At 40.1% G+C, this 11,439-nt stretch carries 10 protein-coding genes; 8 read left to right on the forward strand and 2 right to left on the reverse strand.

Going from position 1 to position 11,439, the window contains the following annotated elements; translation table 11 throughout:
- Positions 1-42: 42 nt before the first annotated feature.
- Entirely contained in the window at positions 43-2,502 is a 2,460-nt protein-coding gene (locus A6E03_RS09895) for a molybdopterin guanine dinucleotide-containing S/N-oxide reductase (protein WP_065592686.1), read from the reverse strand.
- Between the two features lie 12 nt (positions 2,503-2,514).
- Positions 2,515-3,606, reverse strand: coding sequence for a NapC/NirT family cytochrome c (locus tag A6E03_RS09900; RefSeq protein ID WP_065592687.1), 1,092 nt, complete (start codon positions 3,604-3,606; stop codon positions 2,515-2,517).
- Between the two features lie 326 nt (positions 3,607-3,932).
- On the opposite strand from A6E03_RS09900, the gene A6E03_RS09905 reads away from it, so the two are divergent.
- The 8 genes from A6E03_RS09905 to A6E03_RS20255 all read left to right on the forward strand — a co-directional run.
- A complete protein-coding gene (locus A6E03_RS09905; protein ID WP_065600770.1) occupies positions 3,933-6,014 on the forward strand; it encodes a TonB-dependent siderophore receptor in 2,082 nt (693 codons plus the stop codon).
- Between the two features lie 110 nt (positions 6,015-6,124).
- Positions 6,125-6,892 (forward strand): DUF3450 domain-containing protein, encoded by a 768-nt coding sequence (locus tag A6E03_RS09910; protein ID WP_065600771.1) that lies wholly within the window; start codon positions 6,125-6,127, stop codon positions 6,890-6,892.
- 1 nt (position 6,893) lies between these two features.
- The gene (locus A6E03_RS09915) at positions 6,894-8,249 is read left to right on the forward strand and encodes a MotA/TolQ/ExbB proton channel family protein (RefSeq protein ID WP_065600772.1); all 1,356 of its coding nucleotides are present in this window, start codon (positions 6,894-6,896) and stop codon (positions 8,247-8,249) included.
- Positions 8,249-8,758, forward strand: a complete 510-nt coding sequence (locus A6E03_RS09920) for a MotA/TolQ/ExbB proton channel family protein (protein WP_045104286.1) — start codon at positions 8,249-8,251, stop codon at positions 8,756-8,758. Before A6E03_RS09915 ends, A6E03_RS09920 begins: the two co-directional genes overlap by 1 nt.
- Positions 8,755-9,159, forward strand: a complete 405-nt coding sequence (locus tag A6E03_RS09925; RefSeq protein ID WP_017021643.1) for a biopolymer transporter ExbD — start codon at positions 8,755-8,757, stop codon at positions 9,157-9,159. The genes A6E03_RS09920 and A6E03_RS09925 overlap by 4 nt, the downstream gene beginning before the upstream one ends.
- Complete coding sequence (locus A6E03_RS09930; RefSeq protein ID WP_065592692.1) at positions 9,159-9,779, forward strand: energy transducer TonB; 621 nt, start codon at positions 9,159-9,161, stop codon at positions 9,777-9,779. The genes A6E03_RS09925 and A6E03_RS09930 overlap by 1 nt, the downstream gene beginning before the upstream one ends.
- Entirely contained in the window at positions 9,776-11,014 is a 1,239-nt protein-coding gene (locus tag A6E03_RS09935) for a hypothetical protein (protein WP_065600773.1), read from the forward strand. The genes A6E03_RS09930 and A6E03_RS09935 overlap by 4 nt, the downstream gene beginning before the upstream one ends.
- Before the next feature lie 151 nt (positions 11,015-11,165).
- Positions 11,166-11,439, forward strand: a 274-nt coding sequence (locus A6E03_RS20255; RefSeq protein WP_176703466.1) for a hypothetical protein, incomplete at its 3' end; no start/stop codon positions are given.

Below are 11,439 nucleotides of genomic sequence, written 5' to 3' on the forward strand. Positions count from 1 at the left end.
ATATGCTCGGGTTTGTTATTTATGGATATGAACTAAATCATATTACCCATTCATTGGTGGCGTAAACGCCGTTAATGTTGGAGCAACGCCTTTGAATTTTTCAATTTTCACAACCCCAGAGTTGCCACAGTTCCCATTGGCTAAACGAGACGTAGGAATATCCATTGTCAGTACATTTGGTCCACCATTCTTACACATGCCTGTTTTAGGGTCTAAATCAGGCCATGCACCTTCGTGGATACATACGCTGCCTTTTTTGATGCCATCAGAGACAAAAGCACCAACCAGAACTTGGCCACGTTGGTTATAAGCGCGAACTAAATCGCCATCTTTAATACCACGTGCTTTTGCATCTTCTGGGTGAATTGTAATAGGCTCACGGTTTTGTACTGCGTATTCTTTACGAAGATCGGCATAGTTAAATTGGCTGTGCAAACGGTGTGCTGAGTGCGATGTCATTAACTGCAATTCACCATCAGCGTAGTTGAACATCCACTCTGTTGGTTCAATCCACGTAGGGTGTGGAGGACAATCATCTAGCTTGTAGCTTTCAATTGTTTTAGAGAAAATTTCAATTTTACCACTTGGTGTTCCTAGTGGGTTCATAATTGGATCTTTACGGAAATCACCAAAACGAACAAATTGAGCATTTTTTTCATTCCACTTCATTTCGATAAGCTCATTTGCTTCCCAGAATTTGCTGAAGTTCATCATAGGGATGCGAGCATTACGACCACCTTGTTGTGCTGTTTTATAGAAATCACGAAGCCATTCCATCTCCGTTTTGTTTTCCATATACACATTTTTACCACCAGGCGTAATGTACTCTGCCATATCAGCAAATACATCTAAATCACTACGAGCTTCATGTTGTGGCTCAACCGCTTGCTTCATAGGAACAAGATGTTGGTTAGAATAGTCGCCAGTCATCGTCATATCATTACGCTCAAATGAAGTCGTAATTGGTAGAACGATATCTGCGTGTTTTGCAGCCGCTGTCCAGTATGGTTCTGAAATTACGATAAGTTCAGGTTTTTGCCATGCTTTGATCAGACGGTTAGTATCTTGGTGATGCGTAAAGTTAGCACCGCCCGCCCACCAAATCATTTTAAGCTCAGGGAAGGTCATCGTATGACCATTATGTTGGAATTCAGTCCCTGGTTTTTCTAAACACTCAACAATTCGAGCTACAGGGAAAGAAGCTACAACACCACCAGCCGCTGCCCAACCGCGAGCTGCAGCATCACCCGTTTTACCGATAGATGCAGAAATTGCAGGTAATACACCCGCATCACGAGTAGGATTTCCACCATTAGAATAGTGGTATGAATAACCAAAACCACCGCCAGGTAGACCAACTTGACCAAGCATTGAAGCAAGAACAGTAAGCATCCAGTGACGTTGTTCACCGTGCTGTTGACGTTGCATACTCCAACCAGCCATAAGCATGGTGCGATTTTCTTTAAAGATCTTAGCCAGAAGTTCCAGTTGTTTTGCTGGAACACCACATATTTCAGATGCCCATTGTGGTGTTTTCTCTATACCGTCTTCTTTACCCATTAGATACGCTTCGAACTGTTCGAAACCCGTCGTGTACTTAGTAAGGAATTCAGTATCGTGTTGCTGTGTTTTTACTAATTGATAAGCAATACCCATCATCATCGCAACATCAGATTGCGGATGAGGTGCAATCCATTGAGCATTCTCACCAAAGAATTCAGCCGTTTCTGAACGCATTGGGTCAATAATAATGACTGTTTTTCCTGATTTCTTCAGTTGGTGGAAAAATTCAAGACCTTGTCCGTCGGTAGAAGACCACGCAATTTTAAGAGTGTTAAGTGGATTTAAGCCCCATAGAACAACTACTTCACTGTTTTCTAAAATAACAGGGTAAGTCGTTTGTTGCTCATATACTTCGATAGAACCCACAACGTGCGGCATGATAACTTGAGCGGCCCCCGTTGAGTAATCACCCATGTGACCGGTATAACCACCAGCCATACTCATGTAACGTTGAAGCAGTGTTTGAGCTTTATGTAACACGCCGCTTGAACGCCAACCGTAAGAACCGGCAAAAATAGATTGAGGGCCATACGTTTCACGAATGCGCATGTGTTGCTCATGAATTAGCTTATAGGCATCATCCCATGACACTTGCACAAATTCATCACTGCCACGAAGCCCCTGAGGGTTACTTGGGTTTTCTAAATACCCTTTACGAACCATTGGGTATTTTACACGGGCTTTTGTATGAACTTGTGATGGACCGGTAAGCTGCAAGCTGTTTGGTACGGTTTGAGCTAATCCGCTTTTGGTTGAAATAAGCTGACCATCTTTAACTTCACAAAGTAATGGCCCCATGCGGCTAGACGTCAGAATTAATGAATCTGTACGGCCAAGCGTAGAAGCGTTCACAGATAACGGAGCGATAGACGTGATCGCTAATGCACCAGCAGATGCACCTGCGCCTTTTAAAAAGCCGCGACGAGTAATAGTTGTCATAGTCACTCTCTCTTATTTGTGATTAGCCACGTCTTTCGCGTGGTTTTGGAAGAATTTAGTCAGGATCTCAAGGTTTAGCTCAGAGATATCAGTACGTGCACCCATACCTTTAGCCACTGGCCCCCAAGAGTTTACAGTAAAGTGACTTGCAGCAATTTTAGCGTGACAAGTAGAACAGTAAACATTATCAAGTTGCTCAGCGTAATCCCATAGCGGTTGGTTTGATGCAAGAACTGGAGCTTCAATATCACCAGTTAACTCAGCACTACGCCATTCATTGCCATAAGCATCTGTGTTTGCTTCACCTAATGTCAGCGCTTTGATGCCAGTATCAGTAAGAGTCGCAATGATTGAACGTTGGCCTTCACCCATGTAGATAACCGATTCTGCGCCTTTCATTTGGTAACCAGAAACAGTCACTGTACGTTTACCTTCATCGCTACTAACAGTCGTTAGTTCAACGGTAGGGTTAATGGTCGCAAGGTCAGCCATTTTAATGCTTTCAATTGGGTAAACTTTTTCAGCATCAGCTTTGGTGTTTTTAGCCATATCAAAAAGGTGGTCAAACGCAGACGTATCTAATGTGGCTTGTGGTGCAAAGTGAGCAACGCCTTTATGACAATCAATACAGGTTTGGTTATTTTCTCTTCCGTATGCGTGCATTTTTTGTGCACTAGCAGATTGGTCGTAAGTTTCCATTGCATCAAAGCTGTGACAAGAACGACAAGTAGCAGAGTCATTTTCACGCATTTGAGCCCAGACAGTTTCAGCCATCGCTAAACGGTGTTCTTCATACTTTTCATCAGTGTCAATTTTGCCAGTAACAAACTCGTGATAGATGTCTTTAGACGCACGGATTTTGGTAATTAGGTAATCAATTGGTTCTTCAGGGATGTGGCAATCAGCACATTCTGCACGAATGCCTTTCTGGTTACTGAAGTGAACAGAACCTTGGTATTCATGTAATGGTTTTTCCATCGTGTGGCATGAAACACAAAACTCAGTGGTTGATGTTGCGTGAAGTACTGCTTGTGTACCGCCCAAGGTTATCCAACCAATGGCAATACCAACAGCGATGATTAAAGCAATGTAACGTTTTTTCATAATATTATCCTTGATATAGCCATATTATTTGTATGGTCAATCGCGAATTCTACCACTTTTGTACTATTTTTCTATAAATTAAGTGGTATTTATGTCAATAAGTTTAACCTTGTTCTATAAATTGAGCTTTCTATTAATAAGGCTTCATTTTATGGCGTTTTTTTGATGTTAATTTCTTCTTTATTTGTTGCACCTTATTTATTTTCATTTACAAAACTTTACGAATGCAAAGAATGTAAATTTAATGCAAATAATAACAATTATCATTTATATTCCATCTCAGATTTTATCACCCCCCTTTTATAAATCTTTGGAGATAATGGAATATGTTTTCTAAAAGTCAGTTGGCTCTTGTTATTGGCGCAGTTTTGTCTACCCCTCTTGCTTACGCTGAAACAGATGCATCAACTACTGATGAGCACATGGTCGTTACAGGCCGTGATTACGGTTATAAAGCCGATACAAACTCAACATCAATGCGTATGGAAGCAACGCAATTAGAAACTCCAGGGCAAGTAACTGTCATTGATGAGCAAATCATTGATGAGCAACGTGCGAGTACACTAGGTGAAGTGCTGAAGAATGATTCAAGTATTTCTGAAGGCTCGAAATCAACTAATCGTGAACGTTTTTACTTACGCGGTTTTGAATTAAGCAGCAGTTCAAGTTTCTTACGTGATGGCTCTCAGCATTGGTCTCATTATCGTCAACCAATTGAATTATTAGAGCGTGTAGAAGTATTGAAAGGCCCTGCAGGTTTACTTTACGGTAAGTCGACTCCTGGTGGCTTAGTAAATATGATCTCTAAAAAACCAACGTATGAGACTCAAGTAACTATTAGTCAAGATATTGGTTCAAATAATTACACTCGTTCAATAGCCGATGTTAGTGGGGCATTGAATGAAGATAAAACATTACGTGCTCGCGTGATTTTATCTCAAGAAAATCAAGATTCTTGGCGTACACGTTTTGACGGTACTGATGTAGAAACGGAACGTACTGTTGGTGGTTTGTTTGTTGATTATGATATCAATGAAGACATCATGTTATCTGCTCATTATGACAGAACTGACGAGCTAGGTGATTTAGATAACGGCTCAAAAGTAGATACAACGACGGGTGAAGTGATTGATCCAAATACCGTTAAAGACCAAAACTGGGCAAAAACAGATAATGATGTTGTCAACTATGGTGTTGGTTTAACTGCAAACTTAACTGACTCATGGTCTGTTAAAACCGGTATTAGCCGTCAATTCTATGAGCGTCAACGTACAGAGTCAGACATACATAAAGATGGCAGCAGTTATAAATCATCTGATCGTCATGATGAGTGGACATTCGATACCGCTTATGTTGATTTTACTGGTGATGTAGATGCCCTGGGTGTTAATCACCGTTTATTAGTAGGTGGTAACGGCCTGCATTATGATTACAAACGTCAATATGACAGTTCAACATCATGTGATACAGGTACTGATACATGCAGTGATGGCTTTAATCGCCCTGGTGATTTGAACTCAAGTGATGATACTGTTGGCTCTCATTCTAAGAGCCAACATTACGGTATTTACCTTCAAGATTTAGTGACATTTAATGACTCTTGGCAGTTACTTGCTGGCGCACGTTTTGCTGTAGATAAAACAGAAGACAGTAAAGGAAAAAAAGAAGATTACACTAACATTCTTCCTAAGCTTGGTGTTATTTATCATCCTGCTGAAAATGGTTCTATTTATGCCGTATATTCTGAAAGTTTTGAACCAGTAGCAACCATTAATGATGCTGATGATGTTAATGATGGTCAAAAGCAAGACCCAATGAAAGGTAATTTATACGAGCTAGGATCTAAGTGGGAACTATTAGATAACAGCTTGTATGTGTCTGGTGCTTTATTCCAAATTGTACAGTCAAACATGCAAGTGTCTGAAGATATTAACGGTGGTTCAAATACACGTACTTCACAGGTCGGTGAGCAAGTTCATACTGGTATTGAGTTAGCTGCAACAGGTTACCTGACAGAAGCGTTCTCATTAAGCGCATCAACAACTTTACTTGATGCTAAATATGAAAATGACCCAGCATTAGAAGGTAAAACGCCTGCGGATGTACCTGAATTTAGTGCAAGCATTTGGTCTCAGTACGATTTCAATAACGGTACAGGTATTAATCTTGGTGTTTATCACGTAGGCGAGCGTTACGGTGACTCTAAGAATGAATTCAAAAAAGATGCTTACACACGAGTAGATATGGGTATTTCACATACTATTAAATATGATGAAAGCTTAGATTTTGTTGCTCGGTTCAATGTGGAAAACCTATTGGATACCGATTATCTAGCAGGTGGTAGTGCAAGTGGTGTAGTGGTTGGTGAAGGCCGAAACTACATGGCGACACTACAAGTTAAATACTAATTTAGCGCATTAAATATAAGGGAGGCTTCGGTCTCCCTTTACTGCGTTTATTTGAAGGCAAATTTTTTAAGAGATAGACCTTAAAAAATAACAGTTAAGAAATAGATAATATGAATATTTTAAAAACCAGTATAGGAATAGCGTTAGCTACCGTGATCACAACCGCTCAGGCAACGACGCTTGATCAAGCACGATCTATCGAAAATAAATCGAATACAGCCTCTGCTGTGAGCCAAACAAAAATTGATAAAAGCTCAGAAGCAACATTGGCATACAAAGCAGAGATCGAACAACTGCAAGAAGAAGTAAAGAATCTTGCGGTTTATCGTGATCACCTCACTGGTTTGGTGAATAGTCAACAACAAGAAATGGGTAACCTAAATAATCAAATAGAAACAATTAAAGAGACAAGACAAGGCGTCGTGCCATTGATGTATAAAATGTTATCGGGCCTTACTGTGTTAGTTGAGCAAGATAAACCAATCAAGATAGCAGAACGCCAACAACGTATTGAAAAACTTGAACACATGATGACAAGAGCCGATGTGAGCGATGCAGAAAAATACCGTCGTATTCTCGAAGCGTATCAAATTGAGATGGATTACGGATCGAAGCTAGGTACATATCAAACTCAAATCACGGTTGATAATGATGAATTAATCGATACTGATATGTTGCATTTAGGTCGTGTTTCATTGCTTGCTCGTCGTTTGGATTCTTCACAATACTGGAGCTGGAATACCTACAGTAATCAGTGGACATTATTGGATTCATCATTTAATGACGACTTAGCTAAAGCGTACTCTGTCGCTTATAAGCAAGTGGCTCCGAGCTTATTGACTCTACCCGTTTCTTTATCACTGAAAGAGGTGAAATAACATGACGATTAAACCACTTATTTTAGCTATTTCAGTATTAAGTTTTTCAGCTAACACATCGGCAGCAAGCTCTGAATTAGTTCAAGACACCAAGCAAGCAAGCCAAATTCAAAAACAACATAATGCACAGCGTGAGTCTGGTTTTAAACAAACAGAACAAAGTTTAAAAGCACAAAGAAATGCGTTAATAGCAGAACGAAAACAGCTACAAAAAGAGAGTGATAAATTAAGCTCAACGTTCAGTAACAATGAAAAAACGTTAGCCTCTTTAGAGCAAAAATTGCATCTAGAAACTGGCAGTCTGGGAGAGCTGTTTGGTGTTGTAAGACAAACAGCAAAAGATGTCGATGTAGAGTTAAAGAACTCAGTGACAGGCCTTGATGATAAGAAAAATAGCCAAGTAATTAATGATATCGTTGCCGCTAAATCTTTGCCTTCGATGGGCCAGTTGACCGGTTTATGGCAAACAATGGCACAACAAGCACAGGTAAGTTCACAACTGACTTTAGTTCCTGTAACTGTTATTGACGGTGCAGGTCATCGCGCAGAAGTGAATGCTTACCGTTTAGGAAATATGGCATTGGTTGGCGACGAAGGCTTTTTACGTTGGGATAACAAAAAACAAGTTGCGACGTATTATGCACAACAGCCAGAGCTTGCGCCATCAGTAGCAACATTATCTGATATGGCGCAGCAACAAGTGATCATGATGGCAGTGGATCCATCGCGTGGCATCATGCTAGAACAACTTGCAAATTCGCCAACGCTAAAAGATCGCCTTCAAGCGGGTGGTGTGGTTGGACAAATCATTATCGCTCTATTGGCAATTGGCCTGCTTATTTCGTTATTTAATGGTGCAAGATTGTTGGTTATTCGTCAGCAGATCCGTACTCAATTAAAAGATCCTGAACACATCGGTAATAATCCTCTTGGTCGTGTTTTATCTGTTTATGATGCAGAAAAAACTCGTTCGGTAGAAGCGTTAGAACTTCGTTTACTAGAAACCATTGTCGATGAGCAACAAGGCTTAGAAAAAGGTCTTTCAATGCTTAAGCTTCTCGCTGCATTAGCACCTATGTTAGGTCTTTTAGGTACTGTTACTGGCATGATCGAAACATTCCAAGTGATCACGCAATTTGGTAATGGCGATCCAAAAGTAATGGCGGGCGGTATTTCAATGGCTCTTGTGACTACGGTATTAGGCTTAGTTGCAGCGATGCCTCTGTTATTAACTCACAATATCTTAAGCTCACAAGCAGAGAGTATTCGTACCATCCTTGAAAAACAGGGCTTGAGTTTAGTGGCTGAACAAGCAGAAAAAGAAACAATAAATAAACCAATGGGAATTGCAGCCTAATGACGGCTTTCTTATCTCACTTTATGGCACAAGGCGGCCCCATTTTATGGTGGTTAGGCGCTGTTGTTGCTGTGTGTTGGTTACTAGTGGTTGAGCGTGTATTTTTCTTATCTTTCACTTTTCCGGCACAGCGAAAAGTATGGTTAGATAAATGGCAACAGCGAGACGATCACGATTCGTGGTACGCAAAAACGATCCGTGATGGCTGGGTAAGCGAAGCACATCTTCAGCTTAATCAATACATGAATTTCATCAAAGTTCTTGTCGCCATTTGCCCAATGCTCGGTTTGCTAGGCACGGTAACAGGCATGATCTCAGTGTTTGATGTAATGGCAAATCAAGGCAGTAGCCAGCCAAAACTGATGGCTTCTGGTATCTCATTAGCCACATTACCAACCATGGCAGGAATGGTTGCTGCGCTAGCGGGTATGTTTGTTCATGCTCGTTTAGCCAAAGTATGCCGCCGTAAAGAACATCATTTAGAAAAAGCATTAAGGAGTCAGTCATGAGACTTGGCCGTCGTTCTTCAAACCAAGAAGAAGCACAAATAGATTTAACATCAATGCTCGATATCGTATTTATCATGCTGATCTTTTTTATCGTAACAAGCTCATTTGTGCGTGAATCAGGGGTTGAAGTAAATCGCCCTCAAGCCAGTAATGTATCGAGTCAAAAAGACGCGGGTATCTTTGTCGCTATTACCGCTTCAAACGATATTTTCATTGATAAACGCATGGTGGACGCCGAGCGAGTTCAAGCCACATTAGAGCATTTATTATTAGAACAACCTGATGCATCGTTAGTGATCCAAGCAGATGAACATGCGTATAACGGTACGGTTGTAAAAGTAATGGATGCGGCTAAAGGTGCGGGAGTTAAAGGCATCGCATTGGCTGCGGAGAAAAACTAATGTGGCGATTATTGTTGGCAGTGCCTATTGCGCTTTCTATGACGGTAGGGTTATTCACGTTTATGGCGTGGATGGTAGACAACGGTCATAACGGCAAACCAGAAAGCAGTGAGACGATCCGCTTTGACATGGTGATGGTTGAGCAAGAACAAGATATTCAGCGCCGTCAACGTCGAGTGCCTGAAAAACCAGAGACACCAGAGCCGCCACCAGAGGCAAAACCAATGGCGTCTCAAACTCAAACTTCAATGGCGACGCCACAAAGTTCAATGCCACCAATGAGCTTGGATTCTGGTATTTCGGGGTTAGCGATAAATGCACCGAGTTTCGCTGATTTTACAGGTAACCAACAAGCGATGCCGTTGTATCGTGTTGAGCCTCGTTATCCATCAAAAGCGATGAAAAGAGGTGCAGAGGGCTTTGTTGTTATGTCATTTACCATTGATGAACAAGGTCGCCCAACTAATGTAAAAGTAACGGATGCTAAACCGCGTCGAATGTTTGAAAGAGAAGCAGTTAAAGCGTTGAAAAAATGGAAATATCAACCAAAAGTAGTCGGTGGGAAAGCCATTGCTCAAGTTGGACAAACGGTGAAATTGGAGTTTACGTTAGCAAAATGATGAAATTACCTTTACCTCATACTTCAGATTCGTTGAGATCTTTACGCGGCTTTATTTTAAAGTTGGGTTCTGTGTTCTTACTTTGCTTAGCATTTCTATTTAGTTGCGTTTCTCAAGCACAGCAATTGAGTCAATATAACGCAGCAAAAGTACAGCGAGCATTACAATTACAACAGCAAGAAAAAATGACCGAGGCAATTACTGTTTTGGCAGAATTAACCCCTTCTCAGGATTATGATAAAGCCTATATTCAACGTATGTTGGGTGTGTTTCATTGGCAGGCAGGGAGTAGTAAATCGGCAGTTAAATATCTCACTAAAGCGGTAAATAGCCAGCAATTAGCCGATGAGCAAGCATGGATAACGCAACGTATGCTTGCCGATTTATTATTAACAGAGCAGCGCTTTAGTGATGCGTTACCGCATTATTATCAATTAGCGAACTCAGTGCCTGAAAAACAAAAAATAGGCGATTTATGGTTCCGTATTTCTCAAACCCATTACCAGTTGGCGCAATGGGAAAAGGTCCTTTCTGCATTAAATAAGCATGAACGTGTCGCGATATATAAGAAACAAAGTGAAAGAAGCCAATCGCTAGTACTGAGATTAGGGGCGCAACTGCAGTTAAAACAATGGAAATCGGCGATCCCTACCTTGAACAGTTTAATTGTACTTGAACCAAATAAAGCGACATGGTGGCAGCAGTTAACGAGTATTCAGCTTCGTTTGAATCAACCTGAAAATGCGTTAGATACTCTTATTCTTGCAGAGCGACAAGGAATTGAATTGAGTCAATCAGAATTGAAATTGTTGGCTCAACTTTATGCTCAGCGCGGTATCCCAGAGAAAGCTGCTGAAGTATTAAGTCAGTTAGATGAAGCGCAAAGTGATATTGATTTACTGACTATGCAAGCAAGTTATTGGCAAGCAGCAAAAGAGTGGGATAAAGCCACTGTCACTTGGTCAAAGGCTGCAACGCTAGATTCACGTTATTATTGGCAAGTGGCCCAATTACAGATCCAAGAGGGTCATCATCAACAAGGCTTGAAGACTTTAGATAAGGTTAAGGATTACAAAAAGACAGATGATATTGCATTAGCTAAAGTGAGAGCCTATTACAAGCTAAACCAAATAGATTCAGCCTTACTTTATGCGAAAAGAGCCAATGATTTTACGCCATCAAATGAAGCGAAAGGGTGGATAAAGTATTTGTCTCAATTATATTCATCAATGTAAATTAATTTCTTAAAATTATTGGTTTTATATATAATAAGTTTCTTTAGATTGGTTTTTTTTTGTTTATAAATTATACATGATGTAAAATTAGTTATATACGAAGCCACAATTATTAATTGTGGCTTTTTTATTTATTATGTTGGATGTATTTGTGCAAGTTAAGGTTTTAGTATGTAGTGTTTATTTTTTTATGTTTAATTCATTATTTGGCTGTTCTTTTTATGATAGTAATGTTAAAAGTTCTGATTTAAATGTTAATAATAAAAATAAAGAAATAATCTTATCACCTAAGATAAAAATGATTGATAATTTTCAAAATAAATTAAAAAAAATAACTAAAAGTGATGTAGAAGAAAAAAATTTTCCAATTAATACTAGCAATAATGCTAAAAAAATACAGTCTTTACCAGAACCAGAACCAGAAC

It is taken from the genome of Aliivibrio sp. 1S128, assembly GCF_001691065.1.
Lineage (GTDB): Bacteria > Pseudomonadota > Gammaproteobacteria > Enterobacterales > Vibrionaceae > Aliivibrio.